This window comes from Tenacibaculum sp. Cn5-46 (assembly GCF_022347705.1).
Classification (GTDB): Bacteria; Bacteroidota; Bacteroidia; order Flavobacteriales; family Flavobacteriaceae; genus Polaribacter; species Polaribacter aiptasiae.
In genome coordinates this window covers 46,641-71,044 of the sequence record NZ_JAKRGD010000006.1, presented here as the reverse complement: position 1 = coordinate 71,044, position 24,404 = coordinate 46,641, and the positions used below count along the sequence as shown (strand labels likewise).

General features: G+C 29.3%; 27 protein-coding genes. 12 read left to right on the top strand and 15 right to left on the bottom strand.

Annotated elements, in window-relative coordinates; translation table 11 throughout:
- Positions 1–10: 10 nt before the first annotated feature.
- The 4 genes from MHN29_RS12790 to MHN29_RS12780 form a co-directional block, all read right to left on the bottom strand.
- Positions 11–1,039 (bottom strand): rod shape-determining protein, encoded by a 1,029-nt coding sequence (locus tag MHN29_RS12790; RefSeq protein WP_028890183.1) that lies wholly within the window; start codon positions 1,037–1,039, stop codon positions 11–13.
- Between the two features lie 79 nt (positions 1,040–1,118).
- The gene (purH, locus tag MHN29_RS12785; RefSeq protein WP_235274963.1) at positions 1,119–2,651 is read right to left on the bottom strand and encodes a bifunctional phosphoribosylaminoimidazolecarboxamide formyltransferase/IMP cyclohydrolase; all 1,533 of its coding nucleotides are present in this window, start codon (positions 2,649–2,651) and stop codon (positions 1,119–1,121) included.
- 147 nt (positions 2,652–2,798) lie between these two features.
- Complete coding sequence (locus MHN29_RS18295; protein ID WP_255689397.1) at positions 2,799–2,924, bottom strand: hypothetical protein; 126 nt, start codon at positions 2,922–2,924, stop codon at positions 2,799–2,801.
- 82 nt (positions 2,925–3,006) lie between these two features.
- Positions 3,007–3,459: a GAF domain-containing protein gene (locus tag MHN29_RS12780; protein ID WP_150900983.1), complete on the bottom strand. Its 453-nt coding sequence runs from the start codon at positions 3,457–3,459 to the stop codon at positions 3,007–3,009.
- A 109-nt stretch (positions 3,460–3,568) separates the two neighbouring features.
- Between MHN29_RS12780 and MHN29_RS12775 the strand changes: the two genes are divergently transcribed.
- The 3 genes from MHN29_RS12775 to MHN29_RS12765 are packed head-to-tail and all read left to right on the top strand — an operon-like array spanning position 3,569 to position 6,695.
- Positions 3,569–3,979 carry a hypothetical protein gene (locus MHN29_RS12775; protein WP_235274962.1) on the top strand — a complete coding sequence of 137 codons (411 nt, stop codon included), beginning with the start codon at positions 3,569–3,571 and terminating at the stop codon, positions 3,977–3,979.
- Positions 3,980–4,036: 57 nt separating this feature from the next.
- Positions 4,037–6,286, top strand: a complete 2,250-nt coding sequence (locus MHN29_RS12770; protein WP_235274961.1) for a TonB-dependent receptor — start codon at positions 4,037–4,039, stop codon at positions 6,284–6,286.
- 37 nt (positions 6,287–6,323) lie between these two features.
- Entirely contained in the window at positions 6,324–6,695 is a 372-nt protein-coding gene (locus MHN29_RS12765; protein ID WP_150900980.1) for a heavy-metal-associated domain-containing protein, read from the top strand.
- Positions 6,696–6,727: 32 nt separating this feature from the next.
- On the opposite strand, the gene MHN29_RS12760 is transcribed toward MHN29_RS12765, so the two are convergent.
- From MHN29_RS12760 to MHN29_RS12730, 7 genes are read right to left on the bottom strand one after another with little or no spacing between them, the layout of a single operon-like run.
- Entirely contained in the window at positions 6,728–7,564 is an 837-nt protein-coding gene (locus MHN29_RS12760) for a pseudouridine synthase (protein ID WP_150900979.1), read from the bottom strand.
- Between the two features lie 46 nt (positions 7,565–7,610).
- The gene (locus MHN29_RS12755; protein WP_235274960.1) at positions 7,611–8,531 is read right to left on the bottom strand and encodes a geranylgeranylglycerol-phosphate geranylgeranyltransferase; all 921 of its coding nucleotides are present in this window, start codon (positions 8,529–8,531) and stop codon (positions 7,611–7,613) included.
- A gap of 10 nt (positions 8,532–8,541) precedes the next feature.
- Positions 8,542–9,468 carry a mevalonate kinase gene (locus MHN29_RS12750; protein ID WP_235274959.1) on the bottom strand — a complete coding sequence of 309 codons (927 nt, stop codon included), beginning with the start codon at positions 9,466–9,468 and terminating at the stop codon, positions 8,542–8,544.
- 50 nt (positions 9,469–9,518) lie between these two features.
- Positions 9,519–10,013, bottom strand: a complete 495-nt coding sequence (locus MHN29_RS12745; protein WP_235274958.1) for a toxin-antitoxin system YwqK family antitoxin — start codon at positions 10,011–10,013, stop codon at positions 9,519–9,521.
- 19 nt (positions 10,014–10,032) lie between these two features.
- Positions 10,033–11,112: a diphosphomevalonate/mevalonate 3,5-bisphosphate decarboxylase family protein gene (locus MHN29_RS12740; protein ID WP_235274957.1), complete on the bottom strand. Its 1,080-nt coding sequence runs from the start codon at positions 11,110–11,112 to the stop codon at positions 10,033–10,035.
- 35 nt (positions 11,113–11,147) lie between these two features.
- Positions 11,148–11,852: a LytTR family DNA-binding domain-containing protein gene (locus MHN29_RS12735; RefSeq protein WP_235274956.1), complete on the bottom strand. Its 705-nt coding sequence runs from the start codon at positions 11,850–11,852 to the stop codon at positions 11,148–11,150.
- Entirely contained in the window at positions 11,845–12,906 is a 1,062-nt protein-coding gene (locus tag MHN29_RS12730) for a sensor histidine kinase (RefSeq protein ID WP_235274955.1), read from the bottom strand. The genes MHN29_RS12735 and MHN29_RS12730 overlap by 8 nt, the downstream gene beginning before the upstream one ends.
- A 212-nt stretch (positions 12,907–13,118) precedes the next feature.
- On the opposite strand from MHN29_RS12730, the gene MHN29_RS12725 reads away from it, so the two are divergent.
- The 8 genes from MHN29_RS12725 to MHN29_RS12690 all read left to right on the top strand — a co-directional run bounded on the left by MHN29_RS12725 (position 13,119) and on the right by MHN29_RS12690 (position 17,887).
- Entirely contained in the window at positions 13,119–13,475 is a 357-nt protein-coding gene (locus MHN29_RS12725) for a hypothetical protein (RefSeq protein WP_235274954.1), read from the top strand.
- A 29-nt stretch (positions 13,476–13,504) separates the two neighbouring features.
- Complete coding sequence (locus tag MHN29_RS12720; protein ID WP_235274953.1) at positions 13,505–14,557, top strand: serine hydrolase; 1,053 nt, start codon at positions 13,505–13,507, stop codon at positions 14,555–14,557.
- Between the two features lie 19 nt (positions 14,558–14,576).
- The gene (locus tag MHN29_RS12715) at positions 14,577–14,936 is read left to right on the top strand and encodes a hypothetical protein (protein ID WP_235274952.1); all 360 of its coding nucleotides are present in this window, start codon (positions 14,577–14,579) and stop codon (positions 14,934–14,936) included.
- On the top strand, positions 14,933–15,826 hold the full coding sequence (locus MHN29_RS12710; protein WP_235274951.1) for a tetratricopeptide repeat protein: 894 nt from the start codon (positions 14,933–14,935) through the stop codon (positions 15,824–15,826). Before MHN29_RS12715 ends, MHN29_RS12710 begins: the two co-directional genes overlap by 4 nt.
- 78 nt (positions 15,827–15,904) lie before the next feature.
- Positions 15,905–16,663 (top strand): OmpA family protein, encoded by a 759-nt coding sequence (locus MHN29_RS12705; protein ID WP_235274950.1) that lies wholly within the window; start codon positions 15,905–15,907, stop codon positions 16,661–16,663.
- 4 nt (positions 16,664–16,667) lie between these two features.
- Complete coding sequence (locus MHN29_RS12700) at positions 16,668–16,901, top strand: hypothetical protein (protein WP_235274949.1); 234 nt, start codon at positions 16,668–16,670, stop codon at positions 16,899–16,901.
- Positions 16,902–16,918: 17 nt separating this feature from the next.
- A complete protein-coding gene (locus MHN29_RS12695) occupies positions 16,919–17,203 on the top strand; it encodes a hypothetical protein (protein ID WP_235274948.1) in 285 nt (94 codons plus the stop codon).
- Positions 17,204–17,266: 63 nt separating this feature from the next.
- A complete protein-coding gene (locus tag MHN29_RS12690) occupies positions 17,267–17,887 on the top strand; it encodes a hypothetical protein (RefSeq protein WP_235274947.1) in 621 nt (206 codons plus the stop codon).
- Here MHN29_RS12690 and MHN29_RS12685 read toward each other — a convergent pair.
- From MHN29_RS12685 to MHN29_RS12670, 4 genes are read right to left on the bottom strand one after another with little or no spacing between them, the layout of a single operon-like run.
- On the bottom strand, positions 17,884–18,654 hold the full coding sequence (locus MHN29_RS12685; RefSeq protein ID WP_150900968.1) for a sterol desaturase family protein: 771 nt from the start codon (positions 18,652–18,654) through the stop codon (positions 17,884–17,886). The genes MHN29_RS12690 and MHN29_RS12685 overlap by 4 nt on opposite strands.
- Positions 18,655–18,697: 43 nt before the next feature.
- Positions 18,698–19,909 (bottom strand): NAD(P)/FAD-dependent oxidoreductase, encoded by a 1,212-nt coding sequence (locus MHN29_RS12680; protein ID WP_235274946.1) that lies wholly within the window; start codon positions 19,907–19,909, stop codon positions 18,698–18,700.
- Positions 19,909–20,838, bottom strand: coding sequence for a GYDIA family GHMP kinase (locus MHN29_RS12675; RefSeq protein WP_235274945.1), 930 nt, complete (start codon positions 20,836–20,838; stop codon positions 19,909–19,911). The genes MHN29_RS12680 and MHN29_RS12675 overlap by 1 nt, the downstream gene beginning before the upstream one ends.
- A gap of 1 nt (position 20,839) precedes the next feature.
- Positions 20,840–22,111: a hydroxymethylglutaryl-CoA reductase, degradative gene (locus MHN29_RS12670; protein WP_235274944.1), complete on the bottom strand. Its 1,272-nt coding sequence runs from the start codon at positions 22,109–22,111 to the stop codon at positions 20,840–20,842.
- 142 nt (positions 22,112–22,253) lie between these two features.
- Here MHN29_RS12670 and MHN29_RS12665 point away from each other — a divergent pair, with 142 nt between their 5' ends.
- Positions 22,254–24,401: a S9 family peptidase gene (locus MHN29_RS12665; RefSeq protein WP_235274943.1), complete on the top strand. Its 2,148-nt coding sequence runs from the start codon at positions 22,254–22,256 to the stop codon at positions 24,399–24,401.
- Positions 24,402–24,404: the final 3 nt, after the last annotated feature.

Genomic DNA, 24,404 nt, shown 5'->3' with positions numbered 1-24,404 from the left:
TCATTAAAATTTATTTGATTAATACAGATTTGTATTTTTCAAGATTTTTCAATGCGATACCAGTTCCACGAACTACAGCACGTAAAGGATCTTCAGCAACATAAACAGGTAAATCAGTTTTTCTAGATAAACGTTTATCTAAGCCTCTAAGCATAGATCCACCACCAGCTAAATAAATACCAGTATTATAAATATCGGCAGCTAATTCTGGTGGAGTTTTTGATAAAGTTTCCATAACAGCATCTTCAATACGTAAAATTGATTTATCTAATGCTTTAGCTATTTCTCTATATGAAACTTGTACTTGTTTTGGTTTACCACTTAATAAATCACGTCCTTGAACCATCATATCTTCTGGAGGAGTGTCTAAGTCTTCTGTTGCAGAACCTATTTGAATTTTGATTTTCTCAGCAGTAGTTTCACCTACATATAAGTTGTGCTGTGTACGCATGTAATACATAATGTCACTAGTAAATAAATCACCAGCAACTTTTACAGATTGATCACAAACAATACCTGCAAGTGCAATAACAGCAATTTCAGTTGTACCACCACCTATATCAATAATCATATTACCTTTAGGTTCCATTATATCAACACCAACACCAATTGCAGCAGCCATTGGTTCATAAATCAAATAGATTTCTTTAGCATTCATATGGCGACCAGAATCGATAACGGCACGTTTTTCTACTTCAGTAATTCCAGAAGGAATACAAATAACCATTCGTAATGATGGTGGGAAAAGCTTCTTTTTTATGGCAGGAATTTGTTTTACAAATTCTTTGATCATTTCTTCCGAAGCCTGAAAATCGGCAATAACCCCATCTTTTAATGGACGTATTGTCTTAATGTTTTCGTGTGTTTTTCCTTGCATTCTGTTCGCTTCATGACCCGTAGCAATAATTTTACCAGTCAATCTATTACGAGCAACAATGGATGGATTATCGATAACAACCTTTCCGTTGTGTATAATTAACGTGTTTGCAGTTCCTAAATCTACTGCAATGTCTTCAGTCATAAAGTCGAAAAAACCCATATGGTATCCTTGTTTTTTATATTTAAGTGGAATCTTACAAATCTAATAAAAATCTGTAATGTTTCTGCATCTAAAATTATTAATGTTTAAAATGTCTTGTTCCTGTAAAAACCATTGAAACTTCATTGTTATTACAGAAATCAATACTTAGTTGATCTTTAATAGAACCACCTGGCTGAATTACACTTTTTATACCTGCATTATGTGCAATTTCTACACAATCTGGAAATGGGAAAAAAGCATCACTAGCCATTACAGCACCATTTAAATCGAAATTAAAACTATTAGCTTTTTCAATTGCTTGTTTAAGAGCATCAACTCTACTAGTTTGTCCAGTACCACCAGCTAATAATTGTTTGTTTTTTACTAAAATAATAGTATTTGACTTTGTGTTTTTACATAATTTAGAAGCAAACAATAAATCATCTAACTCATTATTATTTGGTTTATTGTTTGTAGGGTATGATAGATCCTCTAATTTGTCTGTAATAAAGTCTTTATCTTGAACTAATGCTCCATTTAAGCAAGTTCTTACAGTAGTTTTAGGAAGTTCAACTTCTTTTTGAACTAGTAAAACTCTATTCTTTTTTCCTTTTAAAATTTCTAAAGCATCATTATCAAAAGATGGAGCTATAACTACTTCACAAAATAATTTATGAATTTCCTCAGCAGTAGCTTTATCAATATTGGTGTTTGAAATTAAAATACCTCCAAAAGCAGATACAGGATCTCCTGCCAAAGCATCAGCATATGCTTGGTAAATTGTTTCCCTTTGAGCAAAACCACAAGCATTATTGTGTTTTAAAATAGCAAATGTTGGATTTTCTCCTTTAAACTCGTTCATTAAATTTACAGCGGCATCTACATCTAATAAGTTGTTGTAACTTAATTCTTTTCCGTGTAATTTATCAAACATAGCATCTAAATCGCCAAAAAAGAAACCTTTTTGATGAGGGTTTTCTCCATAACGTAATGTTTTACCATTTGTTTCGCTAATTTTTAAAGAAGCTTCTTCATGGTCGGCATTAAAGTAGTTAAAGATGGCTGTGTCGTAATGAGAAGAGATGTTAAAAGCTTTAGCAGCAAACTTTTTTCTGTCTGCTATAGAAGTTTCACCACTATTTTCAGAAATTAAATTTAAAAACTCATCGTATTGTTCCATAGAAGAAACTATTACAGTGTCTTTAAAGTTCTTTGCCGCAGCTCTAATTAAAGAAATCCCTCCGATATCAATTTTTTCAATAATATCTTGTTCAGGAGCACCTGAAGCTATTGTTTTTTCAAAAGGATATAAATCTACGATAACTAAATCTATTTGAGGGATGTTATATTCTTGCATCTCTGCTACATCACCTTCATGGTCTTGTCTATTTAAGATTCCACCAAACACTTTTGGGTGTAATGTTTTTACTCGACCACCTAAAATAGAAGGATAAGAAGTTACATCTTCAACTGGTACTACTTGAATACCTAAATCTTTAATAAATTTTTCAGTTCCTCCAGTAGAATAAATAGTTACCCCTAAATCGTTAAGCTTTTTTACAATAGGTTCTAATCCGTCTTTGTGAAATACCGAAATTAGGGCAGATTTAATAGTTTTTGTATTGTTCATTGTTGTTGTGTTGTTAAGCGAACAAAGCTACTAAAACAGTAAAGGTTACGCAATAATTATTTTAGAAGATAACAAAAGAAAAACACCACCAAAAATATTAGAATTTTGGTGGTGTTTTATACAACAAAATGTGAAAAAAGTATTGTTTTATTCCGCATTTTCTAAGAAATCGCGAAACCACATTGTAAATTTTTCTAATAAAGATTGTTGAGATTTTGATTGAGCATTAGCATTGCCTAATGCAGCATAAGAAGGGTATTCTTTAGTGCTCATAATTAAGGGGATTATGTGGGATTAATAAAACTGTTCAAATAAAAGAAAAAAAATCCTAATAATCAAATGTTTACAAAAAAAATTAAATAAAAGTGGCAACTTTTTTACATGTATACTCTAATAACTCTTCATCATCTTTAGAAAAAGCGTTAACTGTATGAGAATCAATGTCTATTTGCCCGATATTTTCTTCGTTTACAAAAATTGGAATTACAATTTCAGATTTTACCTTCCATCCGCATGAAATATAATTATCTTGTTCGCTAACATCTTGAACAACAAAGTTTTCATTACTAACAGCTACTTGACCGCAAATCCCTTTTCCAAATGGAATAATAGTATGGTCAGTAGGTTCTCCATTAAATTGAGCTAATTTTAATTCCTCTTTATCTCCGTTTCTGAAATAAAACCCAACCCAATCGTAATAAGAAATCTCAGAAGCTAAGTAATCACATATTTGTTGTAGCTTTAATTCTTTGTCAGAATTGCTATCTGTAATTTTATCAATATTATTTTTTAAATCTTGTAAGTTCATTATTCGTAAATTTAATACCTAGTTCGTAATCAAACGTTAGAACTTACAAAAGTAGTTTTAACAACTGTTATAAAAAACACAATTTTGATTTTTTGTACATTTGCATTTCATGAAACAGTTAATGTCTAAAATATTTTCTACAGTACTAGCTTTGTTAGTGTTGTTTTCTACTTTTTCTTTTACGGTAGATAAACATTATTGTGGCGATTTTTTAGTTGACATATCTTATCTTGGTGAAGCAAGTTCTTGTAATGGATTAGAGCAAGACGATTGTGAAAGTACAGAAAAGAAAGATAAATGTTGTAAAAATGAAGTTCATCAAATTGATGGACAAGATGAAATTCAAAAAGTTTCTTCAGAAAAGATAGTTTTTAAGAAAGCTAAATTATTTGTAGCTTTTTTAATGTCTTATAAATTGATTTTTCAAGAAGAAGAAAAACAATTTATACCTCACCAATATTATTCACCACCTGATTTAGTTTTCGATATACAGGTACTTCACGAAGTTTTTATCATATGATTTTATAATTCTTTTCAGTTGAAATAAGAATTGTAGAATTTAGTATGATATTAAATAATGAAAAATAATATACTCAGTATTTTATTACTGATTACTTCTATAGCTTTTTCTCAAGAAACAATTGAAGGAACAGTTGTAGATAAAAATAATCCTAAAGATAATTTAGGGATTTATGGAGCTAGTGTATACTGGTTAAATACAAGTGTAGGGGTAACTACTAATGAACAAGGTAAATTTGTAATACCTTATAAAAAAGAATATAAAAAGTTAGTAATTAGTTTTGTTGGTTATAAAACAGATACATTAATTGTTAATAGCTTAAAACCTATACGTCACTTTTTAAATGAGAGTAATACGTTAGAAGAGGTTTCAATAAAAGCAAAGAAAAGTGCTACCCAAAGATCGTATTTACAAACTCAGAATTTAGTAACGATCAATAGTGAAGAGTTATTAAAAGCTGCTTGTTGTAATTTATCAGAAAGTTTTGAAACGAATCCATCTATTGATGTGAACTTTTCAGATGCTTTAACAGGTACTAAGCAAATTCAAATGCTAGGTTTGGAAAGTCCATATTTATTAATAACACAAGAAAATATTCCTTCTATTAGAGGAGCTTCTCAAGCATTTGGACTTTCTTTTACTCCGGGAACTTGGGTTGAAAGTATTCAAATAACTAAAGGAGCGGGAAGTGTAACTAATGGTTATGAAAGTATTTCTGGACAAGTAAACGCAGAACTGGTAAAGCCATTTACCGATTATAAGTTCTTTGCAAATGCTTATGGTTCTGTAGGAGGAAGGTTAGAGTTGAATACACACTTTAATCAGGAATTGAATGATAAGTGGCAAACAGGAGTGTATGTTCATGGAGATTATAGAGGGCAGAAGTTTGATAATAATAAAGATGGGTTTTTAGATAATCCTTTAGCAGAACAAATTAATATAATGAACCGATGGCAGTATACTAATGTTGAAAAAGGTTGGGTGAGTTTTATTAATTTTAGATACTTAAATGATGAGAAACAGGTAGGGCAAACTAATTTTAATCCAGATATTCATAAAGGATCAAATACTATATGGGGAAGTGAGATTAAAACAAAACGATTTGATGCTTCTACAAAAGTAGGATATGTATTTCCAGATTTACCTTTTCAAAGTATGGGCTTTCAAGCTGCTTATAGTAATCATAAACAAGATTCGTATTTTGGTTTAAGAGATTATAATATTGAGCATCAGAGTTTTTATGCCAATTTTATTTTTAACTCAATTATTGGAGATACTAGAAATAAATTTAAAACAGGAGTTAGTTTTACATATGATAGATATGATGAGTTTGTAAGAGTAACTACAGCTCAAAATTATAATCGTAAAGAAAATTCTTTTGGTGCTTTTTTTGAATATGCTTACGATAATTCCGAAAACCTTAGTGTTACAGCAGGATTAAGAATCGATACTCATAATTTATTAGGAACTTTTATAACCCCACGTTTACATGCTAGGTATGTGCCTTGGGAAAGAGGAGTTTTGCGAGGTTCGATAGGTAAAGGAAGAAGAAGTGCAAATATTTTTGCTGAAAATCAACAATTCTTTGCTTCTTCAAGACAAATCAATATAGATGATGTTGGTGGTGAAATTTATGGTTTAAATCCAGAAGAAGCATGGAATTATGGGGTCTCTTTTTTACAAGGGTATAAACTTTTTGGAAGAAAAGGAGATGTTACTTTTGATTTCTACCAAACAAACTTTACAAATCAAGTTGTGGTAGATTGGGAAAATCCTCAAGAAATTTCATTTTATAATTTGAATGGAAAAAGTATAGCAAACAGTTTTCAGGTTGAAATAAATCAGAATATTATACCGTATTTTAATACAAGGTTTTCATATAAGTTTTATGATGTTACTACCGATTATAAGTCAGGAAACTTAGATAAGGCTTTACAAGCAAAACATCGCTTTTTTGCCAACGTCTCGTATGAAACTTCAAAAAAAGAAAATGATGCCCGTTGGAAGTTTGATGTAACCTATAATTGGATTGGTGAGCAGCGATTGCCAAATACACAATCTAATCCGGTACAACATCAATTACCTACATATTCAGAGAGCTATAATTTATTGAATGCTCAGATAACAAAAGTGTTTTCAAAAAAGTTTGAGATTTATGCGGGAGCAGAAAATATTACAAACTATAAACAGAAAAATCCTATCATAGAAAGTAATAATCCATTTGGAGCAAACTTTGATACAACAATTGTGTATGCGCCTATATTTGGAAGTAATTTTTATACAGGATTACGATTTAAAATTGATTAATAAAAAATAGTAGAACAATTAAATAATACATAAAAACATGAGAAAAATAATATTTATAATAGGTTTATTGCTGATTGGTTTTTCAGCACAAGCTCAGAAAAAGAAGAAAAATGCAAAAGTATCTTTAGAAGTAGATGGAGTTTGTATGATGTGTAAAGGACGTATTGAAAAAGCTGCTTTAAATAGTAAAGGTGTTAAATATGCACAATGGAATGTAAAAACTCATGAGTTGAAATTAATTATTGATGAGCGTAAAACAGACGTTAAAACAATTCAACAAAACTTAGCAAATGTTGGTCATGATACTAAAGCTATAAAAGCAACCAAAGAAGCGTATGATAATTTACATCCTTGTTGTAAATATAGAAGTGAAGAAGTGCAAGAAGATCATAAGAAAGAAAATAAATAAAAAAATCCCGAGTTTTTACTCGGGATTTTTTGTTATAACATTTGTAGGTTGTTTACTTCTTGTTGAGTTAACTCTCTCCATCTACCACGTGGTAAATTCTTTTTAGTCATGCCAGCAAAAACAACTCTATCTAATTTTTTTACAGTATATCCAAAGTGTTCAAATATTTTACGAACAATTCTATTTCTACCAGAATGAATTTCAATACCTACTTCCGTTTTTCTTTCACCTTCTACATAAGAAACGGCATCAATAAAAACTTTTCTTCCTTCAATAATTACATCACCTCTTAGTTTGTCTAAGTCAGATAACGAAAGTTTCTTATCTAAAGAAGCATGATATAATTTACGAACGTTGTGTTTTGGATGAGTTAGCTTTTTTGCTAATTCTCCATCGTTAGTAAATAATAATAAACCAGTAGTGTTTCTATCTAACCTACCAACAGGGTAAATACGCTCTTTTGTTGCGTTAGCTACAATTTCCATAACTGTTTTACGACCACGGTCATCTTCCATCGTAGTAATATAGTTTTTAGGCTTATTTAATAAAATATAACGCTTTTTTTCTATTGAAATTAAAGTTCCATCGAAACGTACTTCGTCTCCAGGTTGAACTTTATATCCCATTTCGGTAACCAATTTATTGTTTACTGAAACACTACCGTGTTCAATATAAGTATCAGCTTCTCTACGAGAGCAGATTCCTGAGTTAGCAATAAATTTATTTAAACGAATACCGGTATCTTCAGTTTTTTTCTGAGCAGGTTTATTAGGTTTGTTTTTTTTGAAACCTTTATTAAATCTTTTATTTCCTTGAGGATTGCTGTTACGATCAGCTTGTCGTCCTCTCGACGAGTTTTTTGAATTCATGCTTAAATTTTAAAAAGTGGGCAAATGTACGCCAATTATTTGATTTTTAATCTAAAACTTCAACGACTTTGTCTAAAATTAATGACTTATCTATGAATAGTAGACTAAATACTCCTATTAATAATAAGATTTTTAAAATATTGTGTAACAGGCGATACTGATTTATTCTGGTTGCTTTCCAGGTGTAAATTCCAATAAAAAATAAAGTGAAAGCAGCTAAATAGAAATAATATTTCATATACTCAATAGCAGGGTAGTTGTATAAAACCCCAATTGGTGTTAAGGTTAAAACCATTAATAGGATAATTAGCTTCTTGGTGTTCTTTTCTCCGTATTTTACAGGAAATGTATTATAGTTGTTAGCAATAGCTCCTTTTATATTTTCTAGATCTTTTATTAATTCTCTAATCATGATAACTAAAAAAAGAAATACAGCATGTACAAAAATTACTTTTGAAAAATTTTTATAATGTATAAAAACAACAAAAAAAGGCAGTATAGTTAGAGTAGTTACGCTTATTAGACCTATAAAAGGATGTTTTTTAAGTTTGTGAGAATAAAACCATATGCCAAAAATATATAAAGCAAAAAATAAAGCTGCTCTCCAAGATACTAGCCATCCAAAACCAAAACCAACAAAATTTAAAAAGAAATATAAAGAAAGTTTAGTTTCTTGTTTTACATAAGAGTCGATACCAGATTTTATAGGTCGATTAATTCTATCGGCATTTTTATCGTAAAAATTATTTATGATATACCCAGAAGCAACTACTGAAACTGTTGCGATAACTAAATAAAGTAAGTGCCAGTCTAAAAGAACAGGTTTTATCGATTTTTTATCTGAAAAAATAAAAATAGCAGCCAAATATTGGGCTGCTATTAATACTAATATATTATATCCTCTAACTACAGAAAGAAGACTAAATATTTTTAACAAAAAAGTATTTGTTTTTAAAGTACTACTCATGGTAATATTATTAAAAACGATATACTAATTCTAATTTATAATCTTTTAAACTGTTTTTTGCTTTCTGGTAATCTTCAGTAAAACCTAAGATATAACCACCACCACCAGAACCGCAAAGTTTTAAATAATAATCGTTGGTTTGAATACCTTTTTCCCAAACTTTATGAAAAGGAGTAGGAATCATAGGTTTAAAGTTCGTCAAAACTACTTTTGATAACTTTTTTACATTGCCAAATAACGATTTAATATTTCCCTGTAAGAAATCATCGATACAAGCATCAGTGTGAAGAGAAAATTCTTCACTTAACATTTTACGGAACCCTTCGTTCTTCATTTTATTCATAAAGATATTTACCATAGGTTCAGTTTCTCCAATTTGTTCAGAGTCTAATAAAAATACAGCTCCTTTACCTTCTTTTTGAGAAGGAATACCAGCAGGTTCAATATTTTCTTTTGAGTTTATTAAAATTGGTAAACTTAAATATGAATTTAAAGGGTCTAAACCAGAACTTTTTCCATGGAAAAAAGATTCCATCAATGAAAAAATCTGTTTTAGTACTAACAGTTTATCACGAGTTAAGTTTTCTAAAACAGTAATTTTATTGTTAGCATATTTATCATAAATAGATGCAACTAAAGCTCCAGAACTTCCTACACCATATCCTTGTGGGATTGATGAATCGAAATACATTCCATTATCGATATCATTTTTTAAAGAAGTTAAATCGAAAGAAACAATATTTGAATCTAAATCAGCAAGGTATTGATAAAAGTTGGCTAAACTATTATTTGACTTGCTTGCTTCTCCTGTTAAGTTACTAGCCGATTTTAAGGCTCCTTTGTATGAGTTAAATGGAATAGCTAACCCTTTAGAGTCTTTTATAATTCCATACTCACCAAAGAGTAATATTTTTGCGTAAAATAAAGGTCCTTTCATAATTTTTTAGTTACAAGGCAAAAGTACAAGTAATTGTATAAGTGTACAAACTAGTACACATTTTTATAAAATGTCTTCCAAACTCCAACTTTTTCGTTGTCTCTGTATTTTCCTTTGGTTTCTATTTTACCATTTTTGTAAAAGGTTTTCCATACACCTTCTCTTTTACCATCGTTATATTTTCCTTGTTGTTTTAATTCACCAGATTCGTAAAAAACTTTACGAACTCCGTCTAACTTACCATTTTTATAATTAGCCTTATGAAAAGGTTTACCATTAGGGTGATAATAAATAACTAAACCGTCAAATACTTCCCCGTCAGGTTTATTAACAGTACTGTATCCTTCCATTTGAATTTGGCCATTTTTATAATAATCTACAATCCAAAAACCATCTTTAATTTTTTTTGGTGCTGGTCTATAGAATTCATGATTCTCTTTTGTTGTTTCTTTCCAGTTTTTATCAAACCAAATTGTTTCTTGACCAGTTATAGATGAAGTTAAGAAACCAAAAAACATAACTATTATTAATGTTGAAGTTTTCATAATTTCAAGGAATTTAAGGTTATAGTGGTTTTGCTCCCAACCCCACACTATCACAAATATACTGATTTTTTTGGCAGTAATTAGCTAAATGATTCTTAATAAATAGCTCTACTTCAGTCTTTTCTGAGTTAGGGTAAAGAACATGAACATTTGCACCAGCATCTAAAGTAAAGCAAATGTTACTATCATTTTCATTACGATATTCCCATATTTTATTGATAATTTCTAAAGTGTTAGGTTTCATTAGAATAAAATAAGGGTTACTAGTTAACATCATAGCGTGCAATGTTAATGCTTCACTTTCTACTAAATTTACAAAGGCTTTAATATCGCCATTTTGAAGTATTTCTGCTATTTTTTCTAAATTTTCATTTGCTTGTATAAAGCGTTGTTCTGCATAAGGGTGATTATGCATTAAATTATGACCTACAGTCGAACTTACTTGCTTTTCACCTTTATCTACTAATAAAATAGTATCGCAATAGTTTTCAAAAATAGGATGAACTTTATAAGGTAATTTTACACCATATAAATCGGAACTACCTTCAATAATTGGGTGTTTACCCCAAACAACAATTGGTCCTTTAATACTTCTACTAGCACTTCCAGACCCGAGTCTGGCTAAGAAAGAAGCTTTTTTATTTATAAACGATTCTGTTAAGTCAGGATTTAATTTGTTTTCTAAATTCATTAAACACATGGCTATAGCAGACATTCCACTTGCAGATGATGCAATACCACTACTGTGAGGAAAAGAATTTTTAGAAGAAATAACCATATTGTACTCTAATATATATGGGCAATATTCTTGAATTCTTTCAAAAAATTTAGCAATTTTAGGTTTGAAATCGTCTTTCTTTTTTCCTTCAAAAAACAATTCGAATTGAGCATTCTCATTTTTTTCCGATTTAGTAAACTCAATTGTAGTTGTAGTATGACAATTGTTTAAAGTAAAGCTAATAGATGCGTTTTTAGGAATTTGAGGTTCACTTTTCCCCCAATATTTAACTAAAGCGATGTTGCTTGGAGTTTGCCATGTAACGGATAAGTTTTCTACTGATTTTTCAGAAGCTTGGAATTTAAATTCTGCTGTATTCAAAGTGTAAAAATTTTGCCGTAAAGATAAAGTTTCACTTACACTTCTGCTAATTTTTGTAATGTGCTTTCTTTATAACTTCTACTAATAGGTAATGCCTTTTTATTTATTTCGATAAACTCATTAGTATAGGAAGAGATTTTATTAAGAGAAACAATATAAGATCTATGAATTCGAACAAAATTATTTTGAGGTAATTTATTTTCTATATTGCTCATTGTTTCTCTTGTAACTACAACATTTTCTTTAAGAAAAACTTTAACGTAATCCCCCAGACTTTCTATGTATTCAATTTCATTAAAATCGATTTTTATCATTTTTCTATCTGAGCGAATAAACATAAATTCTTTTTTGCTAGATCCCTTTGTAATGGAAAGTGTATTATTGGTTTTTGTTACTTTTTGAACAGCTTCAAAAAAACGTTCGAAAGCAATTGGTTTTAATAGATAATCAACTACATTTAAATTAAATCCATCTACGGCATAATCTCTATAAGCAGTAGTAAAAATAACTTTTGATTTTTGACCTATTATTTTAGCTAAGCTTAAACCTGTTATTTCTGGCATATTGATGTCTAAAAAAAATAAATCAACAGTGTTCTTTTCTATGAATTGAATAGCTTCAGTAGCATTACTACATGTGGTTAAAAGTTCTAGATTGGGAACTTTAGTAACAAATGAAGTTATTATTTCTCTGGCTATAGGCTCGTCATCGACAATTACACAGGTTATTTTTTTAGACATGATTGAGCGGAGTTTTAAGTTGAATTTTAAAGATATTATTCTCTTGAGTTATGTTTAAAAAATAATGATTTTGAAATAACATTTCTAAGCGTTTTTTTATGTTTTCTAAACCAATGCCTTTTTTAGAAGAACTAATGTTTTTCATAGGGTTTTGAACGTTGAATTCCAATGAATCATGAGATGTTTTTATTGAAATATTGATTTTTAAAATCCCATTAACTTGAGTTCCATGTTTGAATGCATTTTCTACAAAAGGTAATAATAGCATTGGAGGTATTTTTACATCATTGCACTCAATTCTTTTATAGAAATGAATATCTAAGCTATCTTGAAAACGCATCTTTTCTAAGGTAATGTAATTGTCTATATGCTCAATTTCATTTCTCAAAAGTACAGATGGTTTATCAATTTGATACAAAATGTAATCTAATAAGCCAGAGAGTTTTAAAATCATGTTTGGTGCATCATCAGATTTTTTTAACGCAAATCCATATAAAGTATTTAATGTATTGAATAAAAAGTGAGGATGGATTTGTATTTTTAAAAACTTTAATTCTTGTTCTTTTAATTGGAGTTGAGTTTGTAAGAATTTATTTTTTAAATCATCATTTTTTAAAGAAGCTGTATGACTGTGTATTGTTAAACTTAAGGTGATGGCAATAAAAATTATAAAATATACTCCTAGAATAATAAATAAGATTCCTTTTGTAAGAGGAATGTTACTTCCAGTAATTATTGAATCAGCTAAGAAAACTAATCCTGCAAATATTGAAATTATAATAAAAAAGAAAGATACAATAAAGGTATAAACTGAATAAAGAACAAATTCTAAATATTTCTTTTTAAGAAGATATTTAGGTATTAGAAAAGAAAAGAAAAAATAACCAGATGCAATTGTAATTGGCATTAAAAACCATGAAAATTGATTAACATATTTAGTGTTAATACTTCCATAGCCTAAAAAATAAGTATAGAAAAAATAAACACCTATCCAAAATAATAAATGGATACTGCATTTAAGTAATATTTTAATAATCAAATCTGATTTTTTCATAAGTTTACAATATTACTTTTTTTATTTAGAAAACATATTTTTTGCGATGAAATACAAGATTATCAAGTAAGATTACATAAAATATGAGATAAGATATAAAGGATAACTAAAGTTGTAATTTATCTGTCTAATTAATTCACTTATCGCATTTATAAAAATAAGGACAAACTGTTTGATAGATTTGAAATGTATTAATTTTAAAATATAAAAAAATGACATTTTTATTTGCTAATTTATTAACAGAAGGAGGTCCCTTGTTTATGTATACAATATTAATCATGTTGCTGATTTGTATTGGGCTTTTGATTAAAGCACTTCTAAAAGGTGATGAAGATAAAAGAGGGCAAAAACTGGTTAGTCATATTAGTTTGTTGGCTTTAGTTTGGGGATTTATGGGGTTTATGATAGGAATGATTAGTGCATTTGATCAAGTTACATTTGATGCAGGCATGCATCCTTCTATTTTTGCAAGTGGATTAAAAATAAGTTTATTATCTCCTTCTTTTGGAATGTTAGCTTTTGTAATTGCTAGGCTAGGAATAATATTACTTACTTTAAAGAAAAACTAACTTAAAATATCACAATTAATTTTAATAATATGAAGAAAGAACTTTTAGCTCTTATTGTACTCTTATGCTCTTTTTTGAGCTGTACACAGAGTCAGAATTTAGATAGTTATTTAAAAAGTTTAGAGGAAGAAAACAAGGCTATGGGTAATGTTTTTATTCTAAAGGATGGAAAACAGGTATATAGTAAATCTATAGGGTTTGCCAATATGGATTTAAATAAAAAAAACAATATAGCAACAAGGTTTAGAATTGGTTCAATTAGTAAAACTTTTACAGCTACAATTATTTTACAGCTTGTAAAAGAAAACAAGCTGTCGTTTGATACTCCATTAAGCAAATACTTTTCAGGAATAACAAATTCAGAGAAAATTACTATTTCAGATATGCTATATCATAGAAGTGGTATCTATAATATAACTAACGATAAAAACTTTGAGGTTTGGATTAGTGAACCTAGAAAAAGGAAGGAGATGCTTGATAAAATAATGAGTTATCAAAGTCTATTTGTTCCTAATTCTAAAACAGAATATTCTAATTCTAATTATGTTCTATTAGCTTATATAGCAGAAGATGTAGAGGGTAAAATGTTTGAAGAGATTCTTAAAGAAAGAATTATAGATAAACTTAGTTTACAAGAGACAGACTTTGGAAAAAATATTGATTTTTCTAAGAATGAAGCAATGTGTTATTACCCAGAAGGAGGTAAATGGCATTCGATTACTTTTCATACCAATTTAACTGGAACAATGGGTGCGGGAGGAATAATTTCTAATGCCAAAGATGTTAGTATATTTTATAATGCATTGTTCACAGGTGAGTTTTTGTCAGAAAATATGATAAAAAAAATGACAGCAGCCCAAGATGAAATAGGAATGGGAGTTTCTGTTGTAGACTTTAATGGAATGACGGTTTATGGTCATAATGGTGCTATTGATGGATTTAGGTCAGCAGTAGCGTATTTTCCAAAGTTGAAATTAACTATCTGCCTTACTTTTAATGCTTCATCAGGTTCAAGTACTCGAAAATTAATTCAGGTTTTTAAGTCTTACTTAATAACAGAACAAGAAAATAATAAATATTAATTCAAAAACATTTGTACATATGAGAATGCCTTTACTAGATTTTTTAACAAACGGAGATTTAAAGTTTGTTGTTGTTTTATATGTTTTTTTAATAGTAGCATTTATCTACTTCTTTAAGAAGTTAAAGGAGAAGGAAAATCAAGAGGTTTATAACCAAAAAATTAAAAAGTTGGTAAATTGGAGTATAGTTATTAGTGTTTTTTCTTTGATGTTGGGATTATTACATAGTTTTTATTTTATATCAAAAGCAGGAGGCGTTAATAATAATTTACTTTTTGGTGGTTTATCTAATATGTTAATTACTCCAACTTTAGGAATGGCAATAGCTATAGTTATTCAATTATTAAGTACACCATTAAAAGAGCAAAAAAAGCTATGAAAAAAAGCTTAATTATTTTACTATTTAGTATTTCTACTTTAGCTCAAAGTAAAGGAGATATTCTTAGAGATAAAGGGAGTTTAGAGGAAGCAATTGATGCTTATAAGTTAAGTTTAAAAAAAGACTCCGATAATTATAATGATACTTATAATCTTGCATGTGCTTATGCATTGTTGTATAAAAAAGATAGTGCCTTTCACTATTTAAATAAGGCGCTAAAAAAGAGTAATTCTTTATGGTGTTTGGCAGATAATGATTTTTTACCATTAACAAAGGACGAAAGGTGGGATGAGATAGAAGAAATGCAGATGGCTAAATATCAGAAAGAAAAACTAAAGCTGAAAAATCCAGAATATGCAAAACAGCTGCTAAGATTAATAATGAAAGATCAATCTTTAGATTATCAATTGGATATGGCTAAACGTTATTATATGAAAAATGGTAAAGCTCCTCATTGGTATTATCCAATAGCAGAAATGAAAAAAGAACTTACCGAAGGAAATTTTGCTGCTATGGAAAAGTTAATTTCAGAAAACGGATGGCCTTCATATTCTATGGTGGGTAAGTTAGCTGCTGATGGACCTTTGCTAATAATAAATCATCATGAAAAAGAATCTGTGCGTATTAAATATTTGCCTAAAATAAAGCAAGCATGTTTAGATGGAGAGGGAAGTTGTGTAGAATATGCTAAAATACAAGATCGTATTTTGGTAAATACTGGGAAATTACAGTTATACGGAATGCAATTTAGATATAATAAAGAGAGGAAGTTGGAGCCATTTCCACTACAAAATCCTAATAATGTAGATGAAAGAAGGAAAAAAATAGGATTAGAACCTTTAAAGAAATATCTAAAGAGAAAAATTAATTACGACTGGAAAGTAAATTAAAACGATTTATAATTAGTTAGTTGAGAAAATACCCAATTCAATAAAGAATTGGGTATTTTTGTTGAAAATAAAGAATGTATGAAAAAAGTAAATTGCTTGATTATAATTTGTTTACTACTGGTAGGTTCAGTTTCTTCTCAAGAAAGTAGATTTCAAACTATTTTGTTTGATATTGATAAGTTTGAATTAAAGCAGTCTGAAATAAATAAAATAGAGAGTTTTAAAAAACAGTTGAATTATAAGAATGATAAAATTGAAATTATAGGCTATACTGATGAATTAGGTAAAGAAGGATATAATAATATTTTATCTAATAAAAGAGCTAAAGAAGTAGCTAAGTATTTTAAAGAGTTTGATGTAGTTAAAAGTACTGGTTTAGGTGAATTAAATGGTGTAAATTTTAAGAATAGAAAAGTAGAAATAAAAGTACTTTTATCGAAGGGGAAAAATAAGGTTAACGACTTTTCAGACTTAAAAAAAGAGAATAACATAACACTACAGAACGTGTATTTCTTACCAGGGCAAGATTATTTTACAGGAAATAGTAATAAAGCTTTGAACGAATTATATGAGTTTTTAAAAATAAATTCAGAAGTTAAAATTAAAATATTAGGTCATATTTGTTGTCCAAAAACAGATAACCCTAAAGAAGATGCTTATAATTCTAGAACAGGAAAAAAGAATTTATCAGAAGCAAGAGCAAAAAGAGTATTAAAGTACTTGGTAGCAAAAGGAATAAATAAGCAAAGACTTAGTTATAAAGGTATGGCATATACAAAACCTTTAGGAGGAGAAGAGCAATTTAATAGAAGAGTGGAAATTAGTATAATAGAATAAAGAGATGAGTAGAAAAATAAAACTAATTTGGGACTTTAAAGGACCAGATGGTTTAGAAACAGCAAAACATCATTGTATACATTTGAAAGAGTTTGCACAAATTGATAACTTACCATATGATGAGGTAAATTATAAAGAAGTAAATCCAATGCATACATATGCTTTTATTACTGTAGATGAAACGCATATGAAAACTTTTAGAGATGCATTAAAACCACATAGAGGAGTATTAGCTTAAAAAAATAGAAATTAGATATGTTTTTAATAAATGCCTTAGCAAAACCAAGAAAATCATCAGAACATTACGATGAAGTTATAGGAGCTTACGTAAGTTTATATATAGATTATAAAGATATAGAAGGAGCTATACGATTAGCCAAATTTTATATTAAAGATGAAGGGTGGAAAGTAACAGAAATAGAAGAAGAGTACTTTACATTAGACTCTGTAGATGATGTGGACGAAGATCAAAAAGAATTATATGAAGAAGCGTTAGAATATGGCTACTCGATAATTTTTAATTGTTACGAAGAAGAATAGTATTGAGTTTGTTTTTTGAAAAATAAATTTAAATACAGTATCTTATTAAAAAATTTATGTTGTATGAAGAACAAGCTTATATTAATGTCTCTATTTTTAGGAACTTTTTATGGTTTTTCACAGCATAAATTTTCAACTTATTCAGCGCATAAATCTATAACGGAAGCTATTCGTATTAACAGTGAATTAATTGCAGGAAGAACTTCTTTTTTTGAAAAACAGGCAGAAGAGAAGCCTTTGATGTTTCAAAAGACAAAAACTAGAATAGAAGAGTTTAATAGATTATCTAATAATTTGTCTAAGTATATTGAGAGACTTCAAAGTGAGGCGAATACAGAACAAGTTTTATATGATTTGTTGGAGGATGATCACTATAAAAACATACTTTTTCGACAAGGAGGAGCTTTAAGTTTTAAAGGAGTTAGACTTAAAGTGAAAATAGATAGTTTGTATAATCATTCCGTTAAAATAAACGTGCACAAGTTATCACAGCTAGAAAATTTTTATAATGGTCATTTCAAAACAAATGATATTTTCTATGATCATGATGGAAATGAAATAGATTATTTTAAGTATCGTTTTTACGATAAAACAAATTATGGGATTATGATGTCTATGAATTGTTTATTGTTAGATGTAAAAACATTCCAGTTATTGTACTATGGAACAATTATGAGTTATTAGTTGTTGTTTTTATTTGAAGTAGTGTTTTCAAAAGTAGTGTCATAGTCATCTCTTATAGTTCCCATTATTCTATCCCAAAAAAGGAAGTACAATCCATAATTACCATTAAATCTTTTATGGTGTAAATTATGTGCAACAGAGGTGTTAATCCATTTACCAATAAAGGTTTTGTGAAATTTTTTAGGATACAATTCAAAACCTAAATGCCCATAAACATTATAAATAATTTGGAATAAAAAGAATAGTCCAAAAGAAGAAATATGAACAGGTAATGTAAAAGCAATTAAAGGAGCAATAAGAGCTTCTAAAAAAGCTTCAAAAGGATGAAAAGCATAAGCAGTCCAAGGTGATGGGTTGGTTGATTTATGGTGAATTAAATGAACTTTTCTATAAAGTTTAGGATGATGCATTAAACGGTGCATCCAATAAAAATAAGTGTCATGTAAGAAAAACATCCAAACCCAACTCAATATATAGTATGTGGTACCGTATTCATCAAAATTAAAATAGATGTTAGTGTAGGGAAGCAAATAGTAAAACACAAAAAGAGCTACGGTGGCAAAAATTGAAACAGATATAAAAGAGTAGATAATATCTCTTTTATAATCTTTTAATTTAGGAAGCTTTTTTTGGATTTTTCTAAACCATAAAGTGTTCTTGAAAAGAATATAGAAAAGTATAAAGGCAGAACCTGCAATAACAAGGTAGCGAACTAGAATTTGAGTAGCGTCGCGAAGCCAAAATTCAATAAAAGTTTCTTCATTCATTATTTGTTAAAAATAAATGATTATTGAAGAGAATCAAAATAAATTATTGATTAGCAATAGTAGATGCGCAAATGAACCCACCAGTCCAAGCGTTCTGAAAGTTAAATCCGCCAGTAACAGCATCAATATTTAAGACTTCACCAACAAAAAATAAATTTTCATGTAGTTTGCTTTCAAAACGTTTAAAATTTATTTCTTTTAAATTGACACCACCAGCAGTTACAAATTCCTCCTTAAAAGTTGTTCGTCCATTTGCATTAAATAACCCTTTAGTTAATTGACCAGCTAAATTGTTAAGCAGTTTATTACTCAAATCACCCCAATTCTGATTTGTTTTAATGTCAGAAGCAACAACTAAGCGTTCCCATAAACGACGAGGAATATCAGGAAAAGGAGACTTTAAACTTACTTGTTTTTTTGCTTGTTGCTTTTTTAATTGAGATAATTCGTCTAAAACAGCATCAAAATCTTGTCCAAGCCAATTAACAAGAACATTGTATTGGTAGTTTTTCTCAGCTAAAAAACGAGCTCCAAAAGCCGAAAGTTTTAAGATGGCAGGGCCGCTTAATCCCCAGTGTGTAATTAATAAAGGACCATTGTTTTCCAGATTAGTACCAACAAGTTTTACTTCAGTATTAGGAACAGAAATACCGCCTAGGTCAATGATTCGTTTGTCTTTAATATTAAAAGTGAATAACGAAGGAACGGGAGGAACAATAGAGTGATCTAAAGTTTTACATAAATCCCAAACTTTTTTGGAACTACCAGCAGCAACGACTAAAAAATCGGCTTCAAATTGCTTTTCTTTAGTGTTAACAATCCATTTGTTTTCATAATGAGAAACACTATTTACGCCATGGTTTTTTAATACTTTAATACCAAGTTTATCAACAGCACTAGTGAAGCAGTCAATAATAGCTTGTGAAGTATTAGCTTCAGGGAAAACTCTGTTGTCACTTTCAATTTTTAAAGGAACGCCTTTATTGTCAAACCATTCAAAAGTATCACCAGTCATAAACTGATGAAAAGGTCCTAATAATTCTTTTTCGCCTCTTGGATAGAATTTTGTTAGTTCCTTAGGTTCAAAGCAAGCATGGGTAACATTGCATCTACCACCACCAGAAATTTTTACTTTTTGTAAAACTTCTTTTCCTTTTTCAAGAATAGTAATGTCTAGGCCAGGATTCTTTTCTTTCGCGTTAATGGCTGTAAAAAAACCAGCTGCACCACCACCAATAATTATTACTTTCTTCATTATAAAATCATTTCTTTATATGGTAAAATGGTGTCGAATCCTTTTTGATTGAAATAATCAATAGAGTCATCGTTACCAGTAGCTAAAATAAAGTCACCACCCCAAGCACCTAAGCTTTTAATTTCACCAAAATAATCAGAAAAAAGACGTTTTTTAACAGGCTGTTGTTTAATAATTGAACTAATTATCTGTTCGTGTTCAACAATTATTTTATTTAAATCTTTAGAAGAATTGGTAGTTAAAAACTCTTGAGTTAAAGCGTCTATTTCGTGAATTAAAAGTTTAGCTTCGTTTCTATGTTGTTTGTATTGGGAAATACCTTCTCTACTGTTTTGTTTTTGGTTTAAATAAACAAAAAAGAGTTCATCTGAAAATCCCGGATTGAATGAAACTTCATTAACAATAGGCTGGTTTTCTTTTAACTGATATAAAATAGGTGAGTTATGACTAGCACAAGCAATGTCGTAACCACTACCAGAAAAAGCATTCCATAACAAGGTAAACGGATTTACTTCGGCCCATGAAGCTATATTGTTTATTAAAGTAGAAGAACTACCAAGTCCCCAGTTTTGAGGGAAAGTTAGATTTGTTTTTACAATAAAACCATGTTGGTTATCCAAAAATTTAGGGTTTAAACGTTTGGCTTCTTGTAAAATATCTCGTAAAGTTTCGGCAATAAATTCAGCACTTCCTTCTTTGTCAGAGTTAAAAGTAGCAGAGGTTAGGCGTAGCTTAGGTAAATAAAAACTAGCTTCAAACCAACATTCACCTGTATTGGTAAAGCTTCCCCAAATAAGTTGAGGTTCTTTTATCGGTTCAACAATTAAATCTTGCCCAAACTTAGTAGGTACAGCTAATGAAATAGCCTCATCTAAGACTACATATTCACCAGTTAATAGTAATTTTCCGTTGCTATAAAATGTATTCAAACTATTTTCTTAATTCGTTAAATTTATCAACAACAGCACTATGAGAAACTGTTTTGTTTTCAAAAAAAGCTACTATTTTTTCTTTTTCTTTAGAAGTAGCTTCTAGTTGATTTAAAATATTCTGCAAATGCATTTTCATATGACCATGCTGTATACCTTTGGTTGTTAAAGCACGTAAAGCAGCAAAGTTTTGGGCTAAACCAGCTGTTGCCATAATTTCCATTAATTCTCTGGCTGATGGTCTTTGCATCATGTCTAATGATAATTTAGCCATAGGATGTAAAGCTGTTAGACCACCTACAGTACCTAAAGCTAATGGAAGTTCAATCCAAAATTTAAAAATGCCATTTTCAATACTACAATGAGTTAAACTTTTGTATTGACCATCTTTAGAAGCATATGCATGTGCTCCAGCTTCAATAGCTCTAAAATCATTTCCAGTAGCTAACACCACAGAGTCAATACCATTCATAATTCCTTTATTATGAGTAACAGCTCTGTAAGGTTCTATTTCAGCAATTTTTACAGCTTGTTCAAATTTTCTAGCAAATTTATACGGATCATCACCTCCTAAATCTTCAATTTTACAACTTACTTCAGATCTAACAATACACTCAGGAACATAATTAGAAAGGATACTCATTATAATTTCAATATCATCTTTTCTAAACTGATTAGCCATTGCTTCTAAACAAGAGTTAATGAAATTAGCTCCCATAGAATCTTTAGTTTCAAAAGTAACATGAAGTTGATAGTAATTTTCAAGATCGTTAGTTTTATCAACTAATTGAATATCTAAAATACCACCACCACGTTTTTCCATGTTTTTAGTTATAGATGCTGTGGCTTTGAATAATTCTGGTTTTTGCTCTTTAAAATAAGCTTCTAAATCATTTTTATTTCCAGAATACATAAAATGAACTTGTCCAATTTTAGTAGTAGAAATAACTTCGGTTTTAAATCCTCCTCGAGTACTCCAAAATTTAGCAACTAAAGAAGCAGCAGCAACTACTGAGCTTTCTTCAACTACCATAGGAATTACGTAGTTTTTGTTGTTAATAACAAAATTAGGAGCTATACCGTAAGGCATGTAGAAGTTAGAAATGGTGTTCTCAATAAAATCGTCATGTAGTTGTTGTAATTTTTCATCTACATTCCAATACTGTTTTATAGTTTTAATAATTTCTGGTTGGTTGTTAAAATAATTAGTAGACAACCAATCTATTTTTTCTTCTTTTGAAAGCTTAGAAAAACCTGAAATAATTTTCGACATTCTTTGTTAGTTTTATAAGGGCCAAAGATAAATGAATCCTGTTAAAATAGGGTTGTTATTTAGGATTTCTACCAATTTTGGAGGGATTTTTGATGATTTTTCCGTAAACTTGGCAAACTTTTTATACAAACAACAAATCAATATGAAGAAAATATTAATGTTTTTTATAGGGATATCTACGTTTGTGCAAGCACAAAAAAAAGATATTTCTTTAGAAGATATATGGAGAAATGGCACGTTTAGAGCTGATTACATGAACTCTTTAAATTCAATGAATGGCGATTTTTACTCATTATTGAATTATGCCGATGGAAGTACTTCTGTAGATAAATATAGCTATGAAACTTTAGAAAAAGTAGCCACAATTGTAGATAGTAAAGATTTAAGTGGATTAAAAACATTTCAATCATATAGTTTTAATAACGACGAAACAAAATTGATTTTAGGTACTGCCTTCAAACCGATTTTTCGTCGTTCTTTTTTAGGTACCTTTTATGTTTATGATATCGCAACGAAATCGTTAGATTTAATTGGAGAGGACATTCAAGAACCAACTTTTTCTCCAGATAGTAAAAAGGTAGCTTATGCAAAAGGAAATAATTTATTTATTAAAGATTATTCTGAAAACAATGTAGTTTACCAAATTACAAGTAATGGAAAGAAAAATGAAATTATTAATGGTATTACAGATTGGGTATACGAAGAAGAATTTGGTTTTGTAAAAGCTTTCGAATGGAGTAAGAATAGTAAATATTTAGCGTATTTACGATTTGACGAAAGTAAAGTGAAAACTTTTTCAATGGATGTTTACGGACAAGGAAAATATCCAACACAACATGTATTTAAATATCCAAAAGCTGGAGAAGACAATGCAAAAGTTTCTTTGCATATTTTTTCTTTTGAAACAAATAAAACAGCTGAGATCACTGTAGGAGAGTATGAGTATATTCCAAGAATTAACTGGACTAACGAAGGTAATATATTATCAATCCGTACGTTAAATCGTCATCAAAATGATTTAAAAATGTATTTTGTTGATGCTAAAACATATAACAGTTCTTTGGTGTTGAATGAAACGGATAAAGCTTATGTAGAAGTTAATGATGACTTAACTTTCTTAAAAGATAATAGTTTTATTTGGACAAGTGAAAAAGATGGATTTAACCATATTTATCACTATGATAAATCAGGAAAGTTAATTAACCAGGTTACTAAAGGTAATTGGGAAGTAACTTCATATTATGGTTATAATGAAGATAAAAAAACAATTTATTACCAATCGGTAGAAAATGGTTCTATCAATAGAGGAGTTTATAGTATTTCTTTAAAAGGAGAGAATAAAAAGTTATTAAGTAACTCTGATGGAACTAATAGAGCTTCATTTAGTAAAAACATGCATTATTTTATCAATACTTTTTCAGATGCTAATACGCCAAATGTGTATACATTAAGAAATGATGAAGGAAAAGTATTAAAAACAATAAAAGATAATGCAGCTTTAAAAGAATTAGTAGCACAATACAATTTAAGTAAAAAAGAGTTTTCAACTATTAATGTAAATGGTGAAGACTTAAATATGTATACAATTAAGCCAGCTAATTTTGATCCTAATAAAAAATATCCAGTATTGATGTATCAGTATTCAGGACCAGGATCTCAACAAGTAGCCAACCGTTGGAATAGTGCAAATGATTATTGGCACCAAATGTTAGCACAAGATGGATACATTATTGTGTGTGTAGATGGAAGAGGAACAGGATTTAAAGGACGTGACTTTAAAAAAGTAACGTACATGAATTTAGTAAAGCATGAAACAGAAGATCAAATTGCAGTAGCTAAAAAATTAGCTGAGTTGCCATATGTAGATGCTAAGAGAATTGGAATTTGGGGATGGTCTTTTGGAGGTCACATGAGTACAAACTCATTATTAAAAGGAAACGATGTTTTTGCTGCGGCAATTGCAGTAGCACCAGTTACTACATGGCGTTTTTACGATACAATTTATACAGAACGTTATATGCGTACACCTGAAGAAAATCCTACAGGTTACGATGAAAATTCACCATTAAATTACCCAGAGTTATTAAAAGGAAAGTACTTGTTAATTCACGGTACTGGTGATGATAATGTACATGTACAAAATGCTTACAGAATGGCAGAAGCATTAATCCAAGCAAATAAACAATTTGAATGGGGAATGTATCCAGATAAAAACCACGGAATTTATGGTGGAAATACTCGTTTACATTTGTACACAAAAATGACAAACTTTATTAAAAACAACTTATAAAAT